17 protein-coding genes are annotated in these 16,726 nt (G+C 72.4%); 9 read left to right on the top strand and 8 right to left on the bottom strand.

The annotated features are described in order from the left end of the window. The 5 genes from ACMCNN_RS22125 to ACMCNN_RS22105 form a co-directional block, all read right to left on the bottom strand. Positions 1–1,509, bottom strand: a complete 1,509-nt coding sequence (locus tag ACMCNN_RS22125; protein ID WP_412742430.1) for a lactonase family protein — start codon at positions 1,507–1,509, stop codon at positions 1–3. Between the two features lie 61 nt (positions 1,510–1,570). Beyond that, a complete protein-coding gene (locus tag ACMCNN_RS22120) occupies positions 1,571–2,155 on the bottom strand; it encodes a S26 family signal peptidase (protein WP_412742429.1) in 585 nt (194 codons plus the stop codon). A 95-nt stretch (positions 2,156–2,250) separates the two neighbouring features. Further along, positions 2,251–2,811 (bottom strand): hypothetical protein, encoded by a 561-nt coding sequence (locus ACMCNN_RS22115; RefSeq protein WP_412742428.1) that lies wholly within the window; start codon positions 2,809–2,811, stop codon positions 2,251–2,253. Between the two features lie 163 nt (positions 2,812–2,974). Further along, the gene (locus ACMCNN_RS22110) at positions 2,975–3,160 is read right to left on the bottom strand and encodes a hypothetical protein (protein WP_412742427.1); all 186 of its coding nucleotides are present in this window, start codon (positions 3,158–3,160) and stop codon (positions 2,975–2,977) included. Between the two features lie 73 nt (positions 3,161–3,233). Continuing rightward, complete coding sequence (locus ACMCNN_RS22105; RefSeq protein WP_412742426.1) at positions 3,234–4,007, bottom strand: ATP-binding protein; 774 nt, start codon at positions 4,005–4,007, stop codon at positions 3,234–3,236. 281 nt (positions 4,008–4,288) lie between these two features. Between ACMCNN_RS22105 and metG the strand changes: the two genes are divergently transcribed. Continuing rightward, entirely contained in the window at positions 4,289–5,770 is a 1,482-nt protein-coding gene (gene metG / locus ACMCNN_RS22100; RefSeq protein WP_412742425.1) for a methionine--tRNA ligase, read from the top strand. Here the strand turns inward: metG and ACMCNN_RS22095 are convergent. Beyond that, complete coding sequence (locus ACMCNN_RS22095; RefSeq protein ID WP_412742424.1) at positions 5,761–6,375, bottom strand: pyridoxamine 5'-phosphate oxidase family protein; 615 nt, start codon at positions 6,373–6,375, stop codon at positions 5,761–5,763. The genes metG and ACMCNN_RS22095 overlap by 10 nt on opposite strands. 137 nt (positions 6,376–6,512) lie before the next feature. Between ACMCNN_RS22095 and ACMCNN_RS22090 the strand changes: the two genes are divergently transcribed. After that, a complete protein-coding gene (locus ACMCNN_RS22090) occupies positions 6,513–7,739 on the top strand; it encodes an MFS transporter (protein WP_412742423.1) in 1,227 nt (408 codons plus the stop codon). Positions 7,740–7,837: 98 nt separating this feature from the next. Here ACMCNN_RS22090 and ACMCNN_RS22085 read toward each other — a convergent pair whose 3' ends face one another. Beyond that, positions 7,838–8,341, bottom strand: coding sequence for a DUF402 domain-containing protein (locus ACMCNN_RS22085; RefSeq protein ID WP_412742422.1), 504 nt, complete (start codon positions 8,339–8,341; stop codon positions 7,838–7,840). 195 nt (positions 8,342–8,536) lie between these two features. Between ACMCNN_RS22085 and ACMCNN_RS22080 the strand changes: the two genes are divergently transcribed. Further along, on the top strand, positions 8,537–9,457 hold the full coding sequence (locus ACMCNN_RS22080; protein WP_412742421.1) for a hypothetical protein: 921 nt from the start codon (positions 8,537–8,539) through the stop codon (positions 9,455–9,457). A 219-nt stretch (positions 9,458–9,676) separates the two neighbouring features. On the opposite strand, the gene ACMCNN_RS22075 is transcribed toward ACMCNN_RS22080, so the two are convergent. Beyond that, positions 9,677–10,408: a bifunctional DNA primase/polymerase gene (locus tag ACMCNN_RS22075; protein ID WP_412742420.1), complete on the bottom strand. Its 732-nt coding sequence runs from the start codon at positions 10,406–10,408 to the stop codon at positions 9,677–9,679. 244 nt (positions 10,409–10,652) lie between these two features. Here ACMCNN_RS22075 and ACMCNN_RS22070 point away from each other — a divergent pair, with 244 nt between their 5' ends. From ACMCNN_RS22070 to ACMCNN_RS22045, 6 genes are all read left to right on the top strand, one after another. After that, positions 10,653–11,879, top strand: a complete 1,227-nt coding sequence (locus tag ACMCNN_RS22070; RefSeq protein ID WP_412742419.1) for a helix-turn-helix domain-containing protein — start codon at positions 10,653–10,655, stop codon at positions 11,877–11,879. 13 nt (positions 11,880–11,892) lie between these two features. Then, positions 11,893–12,477 (top strand): flavoprotein, encoded by a 585-nt coding sequence (locus tag ACMCNN_RS22065; RefSeq protein ID WP_130511353.1) that lies wholly within the window; start codon positions 11,893–11,895, stop codon positions 12,475–12,477. Positions 12,478–12,496: 19 nt separating this feature from the next. Next, entirely contained in the window at positions 12,497–13,348 is an 852-nt protein-coding gene (locus ACMCNN_RS22060; RefSeq protein WP_412742418.1) for a Nif3-like dinuclear metal center hexameric protein, read from the top strand. Then, the gene (locus ACMCNN_RS22055; RefSeq protein WP_412742417.1) at positions 13,345–14,079 is read left to right on the top strand and encodes a zinc ribbon domain-containing protein; all 735 of its coding nucleotides are present in this window, start codon (positions 13,345–13,347) and stop codon (positions 14,077–14,079) included. Before ACMCNN_RS22060 ends, ACMCNN_RS22055 begins: the two co-directional genes overlap by 4 nt. Positions 14,080–14,173: 94 nt before the next feature. After that, positions 14,174–15,313, top strand: coding sequence for a bifunctional RNase H/acid phosphatase (locus ACMCNN_RS22050; protein ID WP_412742416.1), 1,140 nt, complete (start codon positions 14,174–14,176; stop codon positions 15,311–15,313). 89 nt (positions 15,314–15,402) lie between these two features. Further along, positions 15,403–16,704 (top strand): glycoside hydrolase family 18 protein, encoded by a 1,302-nt coding sequence (locus ACMCNN_RS22045; RefSeq protein WP_412742415.1) that lies wholly within the window; start codon positions 15,403–15,405, stop codon positions 16,702–16,704. Positions 16,705–16,726 lie beyond the last annotated feature (22 nt).

The following is a 16,726-nucleotide window of genomic DNA, read 5'->3' as shown; positions in this document are numbered from 1 at the left end:
TCAGTGCGTCAGGTTCAGCGCGGCGACGTACCCGGTGCCGCCGCCGCCGGTGTACCCACCCGCGACGTAGACGTCGCGCCCGTCCGGGCTGGTCGTGACGCTGTTGGCGTAGCGCATTCCGCTGCCCGTGGCGCAGCCGCTGGTGCTCGTCGAGATGCAGCCCGACGTCCCGGAGATCTGGGTGAGCTGGCCGGTGGTGTTGTCGTGCCGGAACGCCGCGACCGCGTTGGCGCCGAACGCCGACACGAATGCGAACAGGCCGTCATCGCTGAACGTCATGGACGTCGGTCCCGTGATCGCGCGGGCGCTGCTGCACCCGGTGATCACGGTGCTGCCGGAGGCGTACAGGCAGGCGTCCGGGCCGGCGAGCTGGGTCAGCACGCCGGTGCTGGCGTTGCGGGTGAAGGCGGCGACGCTGTTGCTGTCGTAGCCCATCACGTACACCGTCTTGCCGTTGGGGGCGATCGCCAGGTTGTAGGCACCGGAGAGGCCCTTGGCGGAGGTGCAGTTCGCGATCACCGCGGCGCCGCTGTCGTACAGGCAGGCGTTCGGGTCGGCGGGCTGGGTGAGCACACCCGTGGTCGTGTTGACCTGGAACACCGCGACGGCATCGCTGTTGTACGACGCCACGTACAGGCTCTTGCCGTCCGGCGCGACGCGCAGGTAGTACGGCTGGCCCAGCCCGTATCCCCGGGTGCAGCCGCTGACCGTGGTGTTCGTGGTGCACCCGGCCGTGCTCGCAAGCTGGGTCAGCGCACCCGTGCTGGAGTCGCGGCTGAAGACGGTCACGGCGTTGGAGGAGTATCCCGCCACGTAGACGAAGGCGCCGTCCGGGCTCATGGCGATGCCGTCGGCGCCGGCGATGCTGCGCGCCGACGTGCAGCCGCCCGGGTTGGCGACAGAGCTGTCGTACAGGCACCTGTTCGGGCCGGCCAACGGGGTGAGCACGCCCGTGGTGGTGTTGCGGCTGAACTCGCTGACCACCGAGCTGCGGGAGGCGACCGCGTACAGGTGCTTGCCGTCCGGGCTGATCGCCATGTCGTAGACGCCGTCGAGCTGGCCGGCCACGGTGGTGCAGTTGGTGATGGCTGCGTCGCTGACGCAGCGGTTCGGGCTGGCCAGCTGGGTGAGCGCCCCGGTCGTGGAGTTGCGGGAGAACTCCGCGATGCTGTTGCTCACGGACGTGGCGACGTACGCATGGTCGCCGTCCGGGCTGACCAGGACGTTCTCGCCCTCTTCGATGCCGGTGGCAGTGCTGCATCCGCCCGAGCCGTTGTGGCTGAAGCATCCCGCGGTCTGGGTCAGGCCGAAGGTGGAGCGGGCCGTGAAGGACGATGCGGGGCCGGAGGTCGTGGCCGAGAAGGCGGCCAGGCTCGTGGGGAGCAGCCCGATGCCGGCCAGGCTCAGCACCACCAGCAGGGCGAGCCCGGCACGCAGGCCGCGGCGGGTACGACCGGGCCGCGCCACCGGGCGCTGTCCCCGGCGAGCCCACGATGCGCCGCCAGCCATCAGCCCTCCCTCCGGGTCTACGTCGGCTGCGAACCGCCGGACATGAGAGTTGTCGATCAGGTCACGCGGCGGGCGCCGCTTCCAGGGCCTCCGGTTCCCGCACGGTGGCGGGCAGCCGCATCACCAGCCCGAGCGCGGCCAGCACCACGAGGCTCTGGGTGACGAACAGGCCCGGGTGACCCTCGCGCATCAGCAGCGTGGCCAGCCCGATCCGGGGCACCAGCAGCCGTCCGATGCCGCGGACCTCGTCCCGATCCGTACGGAACGGGTCGTCGCTGCCGTTCGCGTCGCCGCGCGTGAGCAGCCGGCCCTGGTCGTCGAGCCCGATGATGCGGTGGGTGAGGGTCTTGCCGGGGTGCACCTGGTCCGGGACCGTCACGACCTGGCCCACCATGGGCTGCCAGTCCGGCGCCGGCGGGGAGCTGATCACGACGTCGCCCCGGTGCACCCGCGGGCTCATCGAGCCGCTGACGATCACCGCGGAGCTCCAGCCCCAGGCCAGCGGCAGCAGCGTCCAGGCGAGGACGGCCGCCCCGGCGGCCAGCAGGCCGATCGCGACCAGCCGGACCACCGGCAGGGACCAGCGCAGCGTCAACCCGGTACGCGACTCGGGGAGGGTCTCGATCGCCGAGGGGAGCGCTGCCACGCTCGCGGCGTCCGGACGGCCCCGGGTTGCGGAGTCGGGGCCATCCGGAAGGCTCGCCGGCGTGATGGGCAGCTGCGCGGTCGTGGTGGTCACGGTCAGCTCGCCGCCTGCCAGTTGAACGTCGCGGCCGCGGTGGCGCCCTGCTGGGCGTCCGGGGTCGTGGCGTTCAGGGTGTACGTGATGCGGTAGGTGCGGACCTGCCCGGCACCGGAGGGGGCGAAGGTGCCCACGCCGGACGCGAAGTCGGTCTTGGTGGTGCCGAAGGTGGCGAGGGTGCCGGTGTAGGTGGCCCCGCCCGCGGGGGTGAAGCCGGTGCAGCTGGAGAAGTCGCCGCCGGTGCCCTCCTCGACCTGCAGGTCGAGGTAGGGGGCCAGCGCGCCGGAGACGGCCGAGCCGTACAGCTTGACGGTGCCGGAGAGGCTGCCGTTGTAGGTCAGCTTGATGCACTTCTGGGCGGTCGAGCCGGGCCGCAGGCCGCTGGCGGTGAACATCGCCGTGGTGCTGTCGTCGTCGGCGAGGGCGACGGTGCCGGCGTTCCAGGAGTTCGCGGCGTTGTTGGTCGACGCGGTGAAGGCGGCGCTGGACGCCTGCCACATCACGCCCGTGCTGAGCGCGATGCCACCGACCACCGTCGCGGCCGCCGCGATCATGCTCATTCCGCCACGCTGCATCAGAAGGTCCTTCCCTCGACCGGAAGCTCTGAGTGCCAACCGGTGCTGTCGACATCAAAGGTCGGCCGCACAGGTCAACTCAGCCTCAATCGGGCTTCAAGGAACCGGCAAGGATCCGGCGGAGCTCTCCGGGCGAGGCAGAACCGGTTCAGCTCAGGTCGTGCGCGCAGTCGTAGCCGTAGTCGCCGCCGCTGTCCGGGACATGCATGCCGTCGGGCATCCGCAGGGGCGGCGGCGCGGCCGGGGACTGCCCGGTGCGGCCGTCGGCGTCGTGCGCCTCGTCGTACTCGTACTCGTCGCAGTTGGGCTGCGGGACGGCCTTGACCTCCGTCATGGCGAACCTCCGCGGGAAATCGGTACGCGCGTCCCCTTCATGCTGCCCACCCCGGGCCTCCGGCGCCAGGGAATCAGGCGCCGCGGTGGGTGGCCAGCGTGGCCCACACGGTCTTGCCGGCCGGATAGCGCGGTAGCGATCCCCAGCCGGTAGACACCCGTTCGATGATCACCAGCCCGCGGCCGCGGTCGCGCAGGGGATGCCGGTCCGGCTCCGCCTCGCGCGGGGTGGGCGGCGCCGGGTTCTCGTCGCGTACCGCGATGGTCAGGGTCCCGTCGCGCAGGTCGACCGAGACGATCACGTCGCCGCGTCCGTGCTCCACCGCGTTCGCGGTCAGCTCGCTGACGACCAGCTGGGCGTCGTCGATGGCGTCGAGCGCGTCCCACTGGTGGCAGGCGCGCACCACCAGCCGCCGGCTGGCGGCCGTCGCCTCCGGGGCGGCCGGGTACCGCTCACACACCCACGGCGGGGTGACCATGCCGCCCGGGTTGCGCAGCGCGTGCGCGACCGCCTCGTCGACGCTGCCGAACAGCGACCTTGACCGCATCAGCCAGCCCAGCCGCGCGAGCGCCGGGCCGGGATTCGCCCACAGCAGGAGTACGCCCGGCCGGCGGCCCGCGCCCGAGTGCAGCTCACCGAGGGCGGCGCCGTCGATCTCCCCGGCGATCTCCAGGCGGCCGAGGTCGACGACCACCGCGCGGGGCTGCTCGTTGCAGGCGTGATCCAGCGCCCGCGCGAGATCGGTCTGGCTCCGAGCGGTCCACAGGCCGGCCGGGCACAGCAGGATCAGCCCCTGGGCCAGGTCCGGCTGGGACCCCACGGTGAGATCGGCAGGCTGCGTGGTCATCGCGCGACGGGCACCGGGCCGGGAGCGGGCTGCATGGTGGCCCCAGTATGCCCGACACCGGCACGCCGGTGACGCTGGGTGGTGCTCTGGCGCGCCCTCAAATGGGTGGTGCGCCGCCCCGGGTGACTGCCACCATGGCCGCATGACGCCGCACGCCGAACGGATGACGGGCCCCCACCGGGGGCTCTCCGGCGTGCGCTGACCTCACCGCCGACGACCAGGCCCCTGCCGCGCGGGGCCGGTCCGTGGTGCCCCGCCCGCGGCCGGGCGGAGGAGTGACCATGACCTGCTACATCACCACCGCCATTCCGTACGTCAACGCGGCCCCGCACCTCGGGCACGCGCTGGAGCTGGTGCAGGCGGACGTGCTGTCCCGGCACCGCCGGCGGCGCGGCGTGCCGGTGCGCTTCCTCACCGGTACGGACGACAACGCCCTGAAGAACGTGACCGCCGCCCGCGCCGCCGGGGTGGACGTGCGCTCATTCGTGGATGGCAACGCCGCCCGCTTCGCAGGCCTGCGCGAGCCGCTGGCGCTGTCGTTCGACGACTTCATCCGTACCAGCGCCGATCCGCGGCACGCGCCGGGGGTGGAGCGGCTGTGGCGCCGCTGCGCCGCCGCGGGCGACTTCTACCGGCACACGTACGAGGGGTGGTACTGCGCGGGCTGCGAGCAGTTCTACGCCCCGGCGGAGCTGACCGACGGCCGATGCCCGGAGCACGAGGTGGCCCCCGAGGCGGTCGCCGAGCGCAACTGGTTCTTCCGGCTGTCCCGCTACGGCGACCGGCTGCGCGAGCTGCTGGAGTCCGGCGAGGTCCGGGTCGAGCCGGCCGCGCGGCGCAACGAGGTGCTGGCGTTCGTGCGGGCCGGGCTCTGCGACATCAGCGTGTCCCGGCCCGCCACCCGGGCGGGCGGCTGGGGCATCGGCGTGCCCGACGACCCGGACCAGGTCGTGTACGTGTGGTGGGAGGCGCTGGCCAACTACGTCACCGCCCTGGGCTACGCCGCCGACGACCCGGCGTACGCGCGGTGGTGGGCCGGGCCGGGGGAGCGGATCCACGTGATCGGCAAGGGCATCGTCCGCTTCCACGCCGTGCACTGGCTGGCCCTGCTGCTCTCCGCGGGACTGCCGCTGCCCACCACGATCCTGGTGCACGACTATCTGACCAGCGACGGCGCGAAGCTGTCCAAGAGCGCCGGGAACACGGTCGACCCGGTGGCGCTCGCCGGACGGTACGGCACCGACGCGCTGCGCTGGTGGCTGCTGCGCGAGGTGGCCCCGGCCGGTGACACGGATTTCACCGTGGACCGGCTGGTGCGCCGCGCCGACCAGGACCTGGCGCACGGGATCGGCAACCTGGTCAACCGCACCCTCACGCTCGTCCACCGCTACCGCGACGGCCGGGTGCCCGCCGGGCCTCCGGGAATCGGGCTGCCAGAAGCGCACTCTCTGCCCGAGCGGATCGACCGGGCGCTGCAAGCCGGGGATTTCCGGGCGGCCACCGGGGCGGTGTGTGCCGTGGTCGACGCCGGCAACCGGCTGCTCGACGCGGAACGGCCCTGGGAGCTGGCCCGCGACGGCGCGGACGCCCGGCTCGACGCCGTACTCGCGACGCTGGTGCGAGCGTGCCGGGTCCTCGCCGCCGAACTGCGCCCGTTCCTGCCCGCCGGTGCCGCGCGGCTGGCGGACCAGCTCGGCCACGGCGCCCGCGTGGGTACGCCGGAACCGGCGTTCCCCCGGCTGGCCGAGCGGCGTCAGCCGTAGAGGCGCTCGGCGTACGAGGGGCCGTAGTAGCGCTCCAGCTCGGCCAGCTCGTCCTCGGGCCGCTCGACCGCCTGGGCGATCCGGGGGCGGCTCGGCACCTGCTCGGGCCGCCATGTCTCCGGACGCCACAGCGCCGAGCGTAGGAACGCCTTCGAGCAGTGGTAGAAGACCTCTTCGATCTCCACCAGCAGGGCCAGCACCGGACGGTGGCCCTTGACCACCATCCGGTCGAAGAACTCGGCGTCGCGGATCAACCGGGCCCGCCCGTTGATCCGCAGCGTGTCGCCGCGGCCGGGGACGAAGAAGTTCAGGCCGACGTGCGGGTTGTCGACGATGTTGTGGAAGCCGTCGGCGCGGCGGTTGCCCGGCCGTTCCGGCAGCGCGATCGTGGTGTCGTCGAGGACCAGCGCGAATCCGGGCGGGTCGCCCTTGGGGGAGACGTCGCAGCGGCCCCGGGCGTCTGATGTGGCCACCAGGCAGAACGGTGAGTTTGCCAGCCACTGCCGGTCGTAGGAGTGCAGTCGCGGCCGTTCCTTGTGCGCCACCCGCGGCATCGGGACGCCCAGCAGTTCCCGGATCTCGTCGTGCGTGGTGACCTCCTGCATGGCGCCGACTCTAGCCCTCGGTCGCGACCCGCGTCGTGCATCTTGCACCGCCGTGGTGAGCATGGACAACCGGAGATCCATCACTTAACGTCGATGCGTGCTTGACCCGGTGTGGCGGGCGCCGGGAGAGTCGAGACATGACGGACGCACCGCAGAATCTGTGGCGCAACCGGGAATTCACCCTTCTCTGGGTCAGTCAGTCGTTATCGGACCTGGGCTCCGCCACCTCCGCCCTCGCCGTACCGTTGCTGGTCCTGTCCCTGACCCACTCGCCGGTGCAGGCCGGCCTGGTCGGCACGATCGGCCTGGTCGCCGCGCTGGCCTGCCGGCTGCCCGCCGGGGTGCTGGTCGACCGGATCGACCGCCGCCGGGCCATGCTGGCCTGCGACGCCGTCAGCGTCCTGGCCTACCTCACGCTCGGGCTGGCGGTGCTGCGCGGCGCGACGTCACTGACGCTGGTCGTGATCGTCGCGGTGATCGGCACGATGAGTTCCTCGATCTTCCGTACGGCCGAGCAGTCCGCGCTGCGCAACCTCGTGCCGGGCACCCAGCTGCCCGCCGCGATCGCCCGTAACGAGGCCCGCACGTACGCCACCTCACTGGCCGGGCCGCCACTGGGCGGGCTGCTGTTCGGCATCGGTCGGGCCCTGCCGTTCCTCTGCAACTCGCTCGCTCACCTGGCCTCGCTGGGCGGTGTGCTGCTGCTGCGCAAACCCTTGCAGGAGACGCTCGACCGGACCCGCGGCGGGCACGCGGCGGCCATGGCGGAGGGGCTGCGGTTCGTGTACGCCAACCCGTTCCTGCGGGCCATCCTGCTGATCGCCGCCCCGCTCAACCTGGCGATCGACGCGATCATCTTCACCATCATCGTGACGTTGCAGCGGCACGGTGTCGCACCCGCACTGATCGGCTCGGTGCAGACCGTCGTCGCGGTCGGCGGCCTGCTCGGCGCGTTCGCCGCGCCCGCGCTGCAACGGCGTATGCGGCTGCCCGTACTGATCCGCGGGATCTGCTGGTTCGCGGCCTTCCTGATGTCCACCTGCGCGCTGCTGACCAGCAGCATCGCCGCCGCGGTGCCGGTCGCGCTCGCGGTCTTCCTCGGCCCGGCCTGCAACGCGGCGCTGTTCGGTCACCAGGCGTCGATCACCCCGGACCGCCTGCAGGGCCGCGTGGTCAGCGTGATCTTCTTCGCCACCAGCTTCGCCTCGGCCGCGGCGCCGTTGCTGGCGGGCGTGCTGATCGCGGGCTGGGGCAGCGCCGTCGCGGTCATCGTGTTTTCCTTGACCGTCGCCGGAGCGGCGGTCGCCGCCACCGTGAGCCGCGGCATCCGCGCCATACAACCCGTGCCGGAACGCACCACCTGACGGTGCCGCTGCGGGCAGCGCCGAAAGTTGATGATTTCAGGTCAGCTCCGCACCGAACCTCAACAAGATCCAGCTCGCCGGTCAGACCTCGACCTCGGTCACAGCTTCTCCAGCCAGGCGCGGTAGTCGGTGCCGAAGGGTTCCGCGCCCGCGGTCAGGTCGGCGTGCAGGCCGGCCGCCGCGGCCTGCGCCTGCGTCACCACCTCGGCGGGGTAGCCGAACGCGGCGGTGTTCGTGACGAACTCGTCGGCGTCGTCCAGCTCGACCCGGCCGTCGCGGTACCGGACGAGATCCAGGTCCAGGTCGATGAGGGTGACCTCGGACGGACCGTCCCAGCGCGCCGGGACGGTGATGTCGCAGTACACGTCCAGGTGGTTGGGCGCGGCGAAGAACACGGCACACCACCACCGGTCGTGGGGCACGAGCCGCACCGCGTTGTGCCGGGTCGGTGCCGCCGGCTTGCCGCCGTAGCTGTAGGTCACGATCGTGCCCATCGGGGTGCCCAGCCAGGTGCCGTGCCGGTCCTCGCCGAGGTGGACCGTGGTGACCCGCCGATGGGGTCGGCCGTCGTACTTGCGCAGCACCACATCCACCCCGTCCATCCGGGCAGCCTAGCGGCCCGAGTCGATGCGGACAGGGGCCTGATCACCGTCGCACCCGGGCTGCACCCCGTCCGGGCTCAGGTAGCCCCGCGCGCTCCCGATTCGAATGGCGCCTGCGGATCACACCGCAGGCGGGCGGGCCCGGGCGTACCCCCTCGGCGCGTGGGCCCGCCCAAGGTCGAAGAGGGGTACGGGATGACCGAGCGCACCGCCGAATTGCCGGGAGGCGAGACCCCCGGCCGGCCCGGCGCGAGCGCGCGGGTTGCCGGCGAGTTGCACATCGGGATCGACGCCGAGAAGGTCGTCGTGTCGCCGCAGCGGCTGCGGATGCGTACCGGCCGCGCCCACCGTACCCAGCATGGATCCGTGATCGAAGTCGTGCCGGCGGCGCCCAGCGGCCGCAGCCGGGAGAGCCGCGTCGCGGTCCTGTGGCAGCTCGGCCTCGGGCTGCTGGTCGGCTGCGTCGTGCTGAACGCGTTCGGCATCGCCTGGCAGCTGCCCGCCCTCGCCTCGATCGCCGGGCTGGTGGTGGTCGGCTGGGTGCAGGCCCGGGCCGCCCGCGCCGGTGTGCTGGCGACGCCCCGCAACGACCAGGCCCACGTGCTGCTGGCCCGGGAGGAACGGATCGCGTACGAGCGGGCCGTGGCGGTCTCGCACCGGATCCGGCGTACCTGGCCCGACCTGCGCGCACTGATCGACCCGGTGGACGCCGACCGGACCCTGGCCCGCGGGCTCGAACAGCTGGCCGCGCTGCTGGCGCGCCGGCAGGAGATCCGCGTCCTGCGTGACGAGCTGATCGAGGCCGCCCGCATGGAGTTGCCGCACGGCAGCCCGGCCGCGGAGGCGCTGGCCGCGCAGCGGAGCCGGGTGGAGGAGCTGTGGCGCGACACCGGCCTGACCGCCAACCGGATGCTGCGCAGCATCGCCGCCGCCGCGCACACGGGGGAGACCCTGCTGCGCGAACAGCAGGTCGGCCGGACCGCCCGCGACGCGGAGCTGGCGATCAGCCGGCTGGCCGCGGTGGGTGCGACCGGGCCGTCCGAGGCCGGTCCGGAGCTGGCCGAGCGTACGGCGGCGGTCGTCGAGGCGTACCGCGAACTGGCCACCTGGGTCTGATCGGCCGGCATCACCGGGGCGGCCGATAGTCGACCGGAGATCCTCGCGCCACTGTCCAATTCGGTGAAGTTGTTTCATTCCATCGAGTGACTCGACCCTGCTCGGGGATGTCGCTACGTTGAGTTCGACATGTGTGCCCCCGCTCATGCCCGCGAACCGTCCGCCGTCCACCCAGACGATCGGGTTGACAGCGGGCGACTCGGCGGTGCGCGCCTCGACTTATCCCGCGCGGCGCGAGGTGGACAACTGCCGCGGCACGCTGAGGATCTGCCCGGTTCCGTGCGGTCGGCACGCCGGGTCGGCCCGGCGCCGCAGCGCCACCAGCGCGTCGCAGAGCATGGTCTGGACGGCCTCCGCGGCGGGCAGTCGCCAGTGGACCTCCTCGGGGCCGACCGCCCAGTGGACGGGGCCCTCCGGCATCCGGCTGGGCGCCGCGGGCACCCACGACCCCCGGCCGTGGCGCACGATGTCGAGGCACGCGTCGAGTTCCGGGCGCAGCGGGGTGCCGGGCCGGACGAAGAACATCCAGCGGCCCGCCGGGGTGACTGCGACCGGGCCCCGGCCGTCGGCGTGTTCGAGGCCGAGCACGCCAGCGTGCAGCCGGGCCGCGCCGAGGGCGCGCAGCCCGAGGGCCGCGGGCACGTCGACGACGTCGTAGCTCACGCCGGTCGCCAGCAGCACCGTGTACGGCCGGTGCCGCCACCAGTCGTTCACCCGCGCCCGATCGGTGCTGGCATCGTCCTCCCAGGACTCCAGGGCGGGATGGCAGCCCATGATCGGGCAGCCCGCCCGGCCGCAGGCGAAGCGGTCGCCGGTCAGGCAGGCGCCGGGCGTCACCGCCCAGCCGTGTGCGGCGTACCGCCGGGCGGCGCGCCGCAGCCGCAGACGTTCCACGCCGAGTCGCTCGGCAAGGCGTACCGGGACGACTGGGTGCTGCGTTTTCCACTGCATGGTTCGAAAACCCCGATTCTCCGACTCGCCGTCCCTATAGCAGGCGGGGGTGCCGTCACCAAGCGCGACACGCATCGTTGGTTCGAGCAGATTCACCCATTGCAAGTTGCATGAGAAACTACGAGCAGCGGTGGGCAGGCGATCACACACCCTGTGCGACCAGCACGGGGACCTGGGATTCAGACTGCAGACGACACACCGGTTGCTCACCGGCAGGGGTCGCCGGATGAGTTGGGGAGGCACCGTGGACGAGCTGCCGATCGGCCGCCGCGTCGCCTATTGGCGCGGCCGACGCAAGATGTCCCAGCAGGTCTTCGCGGACCGGTTGGGCAAGTCCAAGAGCTGGGTCGACAAGGTGGAGCGGGGGGTCCGCCGACTCGACAAGTTCTCGGTCGTATATGAGATCGCCGACGTGCTCCAAGTGGACGTTCAGCTGCTGCTGGGCAAGGACGTGGAGCGACGTCCCGAGACACAGAACTGCATAGACCAGGTAGAGGTCGAGGAGATCCGCGCGGCGCTGGAGCGCTACGACCAGATGAGCGCGTTCTTCCAGGCCGTGCCGCATTCGCCGCCCTTGTCGGAGATGCGCAAGGCGGTCAGCCATGCCTGGCTGACCTACCAGCACGCCAAGTACGGGGTGCTGGCCCGCAAGCTGCCGCAGCTGCTGCGCGACGCGCAGGCCGCGGACAGCGCGTACGCGACGGGGCCGGACGCCCGCGACGCCGCGCACCTGCTCGGGCAGGTGTACCAGATCGCGTCGTCCGCGCTGCGCAAGGTCGGCGAGCACGAGTTGTCCTGGCTGGCGGCGGACCGCTCCATCGCGGTCTCGCAACGGGCCGGCGACCAGCTGCTGGCGGGCATGGCCAGCCACCGGGTCGGCATGGCGCTGCTGTCGCTGGGCCGGGTGCGTTCCGCGCTGGAGGTGAACGTCAACATCGCCAACCGGCTCGCGCCCACGTCCGACACGTCGAGTCCCGAGCGCCTGTCCGTGTACGGCCTGCTGCTGCTCACCGGTGCGATGGCCGCGGCCCGGATCGGCGACCACGCCACAGTCCGGGACCTGGTCAGCGGCGCGGAGGCGGCGGCGGCGAAGCTCGGGGGCGACTACAACTACTACTGGACGTGCTTCGGCCCGACCAATGTGGAGCTGCACCGGGCCGCGGCCGCGGTGGAGCTGGGTGAGGGCGGCAAGGCGGTCGAGACGCACGAGCGGCTCGACATGGAGTCCTTCGCGGCCATGCTGCCCGAACGGCGGGCACACCATTACCTCGACATCGCCCGCGGTTACACGCAGATCGGCGACGTCGAGAAGGCCAGTGAGATGTTGCTGGAAGGGGACCGCCTGGCGCCGTCCGAGATCCGGTGCCGTCCGCTGGCGCACGAGGTTCTTTCGGACGTGCTCCGGCGCACCCGGGGCACCCCGCCGGCCTCCATCGCGGAGCTGGCAGAACAGATGGGAGTCGGCGTATGAGGTGGGTCTCTCGGTGATCGGGGAATCCTCGTCCGGGGTGCTGTACGTGCTGGTGTGCGGCTCACCCATCGCCCGCGACGTGGGCGTTCTCGTCGATCTCGCCCAGCGTGACGGCTGGGAGGTGTGTGTCATCACCACGCCCGACGGGCGCAAGTTCGTCGACGTGGGAGCACTGCAGGCGCAGACCGGACATCCGGTACGTACCTATTACAAGAACCCCGGCGATCACGATGTGCTCCCGCCCGCGGACGCCATGATCGTCGCACCCGCGACGGTGAACACCGTCAACAAATGGGCGGCCGGCATCACGGACACGCTGGTGCTGGGCCTGCTCGTGGAGGGGTACGGCTTCGGCGTGCCCACCGTGGTGGTGCCGTACACGAACAAGGTCATGGCCCTGCACCCGTCGCTGCACGAGAGCCTCGCGAAGCTGCGCGACTGGGGTGTCCGCGTGCTGTACGGCGACGACGTGATGCGCCTGGGCGGCCCGGGCCAGACCGACCGGTTCCGCGGCCAGTTCCCGTGGCGGCGTGCGTTGCAGGCGGTCAGCAACCCGTTCGCCAGTGACAGCCGAGTCGAACCGGGGGCGCTGTCGTAGCCAGATAGAGTTAGCGCCCGTGACGACCGACCCTGTGCCCACCGTCCGGGAGGTGGTGGCCGCCCTCGACGGGCGGTATCCGCGCGCCTGGGTAGAGCAGTGGGACCGGGTCGGGCTCGTGCTCGGCGAATTCGACGCCCCCGTACGCCGGGTGCTGTGCGTCGTCGACTGCGTACCGGAGACGGTCGAGCAGGCCGTCGACGCGCGCGCCGACCTGATCGTGGCCCACCACCCCCTGCTGCTGCGGGGGGTGTCCTCGGTCGCCCCCGACACGTACAAGGGCCGCATCGTGCACCGGCTGATCAAAGCCGACGTGGCCCTGTACGTGGCACACACCAACGCCGACGTGGCGAATCCGGGCGTCTCGGACGCCCTGGCCGCCCGGCTCGAACTGACCGCGCTGCGCCCGCTGGTGCCCGCCGAGGGCGCCGCCGCGGGCGAGGGCCGGGGCATCGGGCGGGTGGGCGAGCTGGCCGAGCCGGTCACCCTCGCGCGGTTCGCGGCCCTCGCGGCCGACCGCCTGCCGCCGACCGCGGCCGGCGTGCGCGCCGCCGGGGACCCGGACCGCCCGATCCGTACGGTCGCGGTCTGCGGCGGGGCGGGCGACGGGCTTCTCGGCGCCGCCACGGCCGCGGGCGTCGACGCGTACCTCTGTGCCGATCTGCGGCACCACCCCGCCAGCGAACACCTCGCCGCGGGTGGGCCCGCGCTGCTCGACGTCGCCCACTGGGCCAGCGAGCGGCCGTGGCTCGACGAACTGGCCGCTTGGCTGCGCGCCGACCTCGGCGTCGACACCCTCGTGTCCGACCTCGACACCGACCCCTGGACCGTCCACGCGGCCAGCCCAACGGAAAAGGAGTCCCGCACGTGAAGGCCGCCCCGGAAGCCCAGCGCCGCCTGCTCGACCTGCAAGCCATCGACACCGCCCTGGCCCAGCTCGCCCACCGCAAGCGCACGCTGCCGGAGCTGGCCGAACTCGACGCGGTCGCCAGGGAGCTGTCCGCCCTGGAGGACGAGCGGGTCCGCGCCCAGGTCGCGGTCGACGACCTGGACCGCGACATCTCCCGCTACGAGAAGGACATCGAGCAGGTCCGGGTGCGCAAGGACCGCGACCAGCAGCGGCTCGACGCGGGCGGTGCGCTGCGCGAGATCGAGGGCCTGCAGCACGAGCTGGCCACCCTCAACCGGCGCCAGTCCGAGCTGGAGGACGCCGAGCTGGAGCTGATGGAGCAGCGTGAGGCCGCCGAGCAGACCCTGAACGACGTTCTGCGGCGGCTGACCGAGGCGGGGGAGCGCCGCGCGGCGGCCGAGGGGCGCCGCGACGAGGCGTACGCGGACATCGCCAAGGAGCAGGAGTTCAAGAGCTCGTCGCGCGGCCCGCTGGCGGCCGACCTGCCCGCCGACCTGCTGTCGCTGTACGACAAGATCCGCGAGGACTCGGGCCTGGGCGCCGCGCTCGTCCGCTCCGGCCGGTGCGGCGGCTGCCGCATCGAGCTGTACGGCGCCGACCTGGCGCGGGTGAAGGCCGCCCCGGCCGACGACGTGGTGCGGTGCGAGGAGTGCCGCCGCATCATGGTCCGCACCTCGGAATCCGGCCTGTGAGCGACCGAGTTGGCGCGGCGGCGTCTGGACCGCAGCGCAGCGGAGGGAAGACGTCGCCGGTCAGCGCCGCACGAGGGAGCGAGCCATCAGCACTGTGACCAGGGAATTGCGGGTCGTCGTCGAGGCGGACGGGGGCGCGCGGGGCAATCCCGGCCCGGCCGGGTTCGGTGCCGTGGTGCGGGAGGCGGCCACCGACGAGATCCTGCTGGAACGCTCCGGTGCGCTGGGCACCGCCACCAACAACGTGGCGGAGTACTCCGGCCTGATCGCCGGGCTGCGCGCCGCCGCCGAACTGAGCGCCACGCACGTCGCCGTACGGATGGACTCGAAGTTGGTGGTCGAGCAGATGTCCGGCCGGTGGCAGATCAAGAACCCGGGCCTGCGCCCGCTGGCGGCCGAGGCCGCCGGGCTGGTGAGCCGGTTCGCCGAGGTGACCTTCGAGTGGATTCCGCGCGAGCGCAACCGGGCGGCCGACGCGCTGGCCAACCGGGCCATGGACGAGGCCGCGGGCAAGCCGGTCCCCGACGTCGGCTCGGTCCGCGACGTCGGGCCGGTGCCTGAACGCGAGCCTGAACCGGAGGTCGCGACTGCGTCGTGGGCGCCGCCGTCGCTGGACGACGCGACCCGGATGATCCTGGTGCGCCACGGCGAGACCCCGCTGACCGCCCAGGGCCGGTACTCCGGCCGGGGTGACGTGCCCCTGACCGACGAGGGCGAGGCGCAGGCCATGGCCGCGGGCGCCCGGGTGGCGGGCATCAGCCGGGACGTGGTCGCGGTCGTCTGCTCCCCGCTGGCCCGGTGCGTGCGCACCGCCGAGCTGATCGCCGCCGAGCTGGGCGGGGTCACGGTGACCGTGCTGCCGGACCTGATCGAGTGCGACTTCGGGCAGTGGGAGGGGATGACCTTCGCCGAGGTGCAGCAGCGCTGGCCGGTGGAGCTGGCGGCGTGGCTGAAGTCCACGAGTGTGGCCCCGCCGGGCGGGGAGTCGTTCCAGGCGGTGGCGAAGCGGGTGCGCGGGGCGATGGCGACGCTGCTGCAGACGTATCCGTCGTCGGCGGTCGTGGTGGTCTCGCACGTCTCGCCGATCAAGCTCATCCTGCGCGATGCGCTGGCCGCGGGCGACACGTTCCTGCACCGCCTGTTCCTGGACGCGGCCGGTGTCTCCGTCGTGGACACCTGGCCCGACGGCGGCATCGCGGTACGGTCGGTCAACGAGACCGCTCACCTGCGCTGACGCGTATTGACCGGTCCTGCGGGGAGGGTTAACTTCATCGATCAGGAAAGTTTGTTCACAGTTCCTGATTCTCCCGCCCTGGAGGGCCCATGCGCGGATTCTCCCGCCGCCTCGCCGCCGTGGCCGCCGCCGTCCTGACCGTCGGCGCGGCCGCACCCGCCCCGGCGCAGGCACACGGCAGGCAGGCATACCACAAGGTCGGCTACTTCACCCAGTGGAGCATCTACGGCCGCAACTTCCAGCTCAGCAAGGTCGAGGCGTCCGGTGCCGCGGCCCGCCTCACCCACCTCAACTACGCCTTCGGCACGGTCACCGCGGACGGCCTCTGCGCCTCGGCCGACCCGTGGGCCGACTGGGGTACGTCGTTCCCCGCCGAACTCAGCGTCGACGGCGTCGCCGACGTGCCCGGCCAGCCGCTGGCCGGCAACCTGAACCAGCTCGCCGAGCTGAAGGCGAAGCACCCGGGGCTGCACGTGCTCATCTCGCTCGGCGGGTGGAGCGGCTCGACGTACTTCTCGGACGCCGCGCTCGACCCGGCGAGCCGGCAGAAGTTCGTCGCGTCCTGCGTGGACCTGTGGCTGCGCGGTAATCTGCCCGGCCTGGCCCCTGGCGTGGCAACGGGCATCATCGACGGCATCGACCTCGACTGGGAGTGGCCGGGTTCCCCGGGCAACACCGGCAACGTGATCCGGCCCGAGGACAAGCAGAACTTCACGCTGCTGGCCGCCGAGTTCCGGGCCCAGCTCGACCGGCTCGGCCGCGGCGCACACCGGCACTACGACCTGACCGCGTTCCTGCCGGCCTCGCCCGCCAAGATCGCCGCGGGCTTCGAGGGTACGGAGATCTTCAAGTCCCTGGACTTCGGCACCGTGCAGGGCTACGACTTCCACGGCTCGTGGGAGACCGTCACCAACCAGCAGTCGGCGCTACGGGTGCCCGCCGGGGCGCCGGACAACCCAGACTTCTCCGCCCAGAACGCGATCAACGCCTGGGTGGCGGCCGGGGCGCCGCGCCGCGAACTCGTGCTCGGCATCCCGTACTACGGCCAGGGCTGGACCGGGGTCACCGGCGGCGGCGACGGGCGCTTCCAGCCCGCCAGCGGGCCCGCACCGGGCGTCTTCGCCGCGGGGACCGAGGACTTCAAGACGCTGGCGACACTGCCCGGTAAGGGATACCGGGTGTACCGGGACTGGCGGGCCGGAAACTCCTGGCTGTTCGACGGCACCACGTTCTGGACATACGACGATCCCGCGCAGGTCCTGCAGAAGACCGCGTACATCCGGGGCGCCGGACTCGGCGGCGCGATGATGTGGTCGCTCGACGGCGACGACGCCCACGCGTCGCTGACCAGGGCCGTCGCGGCAGGACTGTGGTCACCGGGCCGGTCCTGAACGGATGATGCATCGCTGGCGT

The organism is Krasilnikovia sp. MM14-A1004 (genome assembly GCF_047159485.1).
Lineage (GTDB): Bacteria > Actinomycetota > Actinomycetes > Mycobacteriales > Micromonosporaceae > Actinoplanes.
This window is presented reverse-complemented; position numbering and strand designations above follow the sequence as displayed.

What these genes read in the sequence shown, in the direction of transcription:
- ACMCNN_RS22125 (WP_412742430.1), bottom strand. Translation starts at nt 1,509, where the DNA reads ATGGCTGGCGGCGCATCGTGGGCTCGCCGGGGACAGCGCCCGGTGGCG.
- ACMCNN_RS22115 (WP_412742428.1), bottom strand. Translation starts at nt 2,811, where the DNA reads ATGAGCATGATCGCGGCGGCCGCGACGGTGGTCGGTGGCATCGCGCTC.
- ACMCNN_RS22110 (WP_412742427.1), bottom strand. Translation starts at nt 3,160, where the DNA reads ATGACGGAGGTCAAGGCCGTCCCGCAGCCCAACTGCGACGAGTACGAG.
- ACMCNN_RS22105 (WP_412742426.1), bottom strand. Translation starts at nt 4,007, where the DNA reads ATGACCACGCAGCCTGCCGATCTCACCGTGGGGTCCCAGCCGGACCTG.
- metG (WP_412742425.1), top strand. Translation starts at nt 4,289, where the DNA reads ATGACCTGCTACATCACCACCGCCATTCCGTACGTCAACGCGGCCCCG.
- ACMCNN_RS22095 (WP_412742424.1), bottom strand. Translation starts at nt 6,375, where the DNA reads ATGCAGGAGGTCACCACGCACGACGAGATCCGGGAACTGCTGGGCGTC.
- ACMCNN_RS22090 (WP_412742423.1), top strand. Translation starts at nt 6,513, where the DNA reads ATGACGGACGCACCGCAGAATCTGTGGCGCAACCGGGAATTCACCCTT.
- ACMCNN_RS22085 (WP_412742422.1), bottom strand. Translation starts at nt 8,341, where the DNA reads ATGGACGGGGTGGATGTGGTGCTGCGCAAGTACGACGGCCGACCCCAT.
- ACMCNN_RS22080 (WP_412742421.1), top strand. Translation starts at nt 8,537, where the DNA reads ATGACCGAGCGCACCGCCGAATTGCCGGGAGGCGAGACCCCCGGCCGG.
- ACMCNN_RS22075 (WP_412742420.1), bottom strand. Translation starts at nt 10,408, where the DNA reads ATGCAGTGGAAAACGCAGCACCCAGTCGTCCCGGTACGCCTTGCCGAG.
- ACMCNN_RS22045 (WP_412742415.1), top strand. Translation starts at nt 15,403, where the DNA reads ATGCGCGGATTCTCCCGCCGCCTCGCCGCCGTGGCCGCCGCCGTCCTG.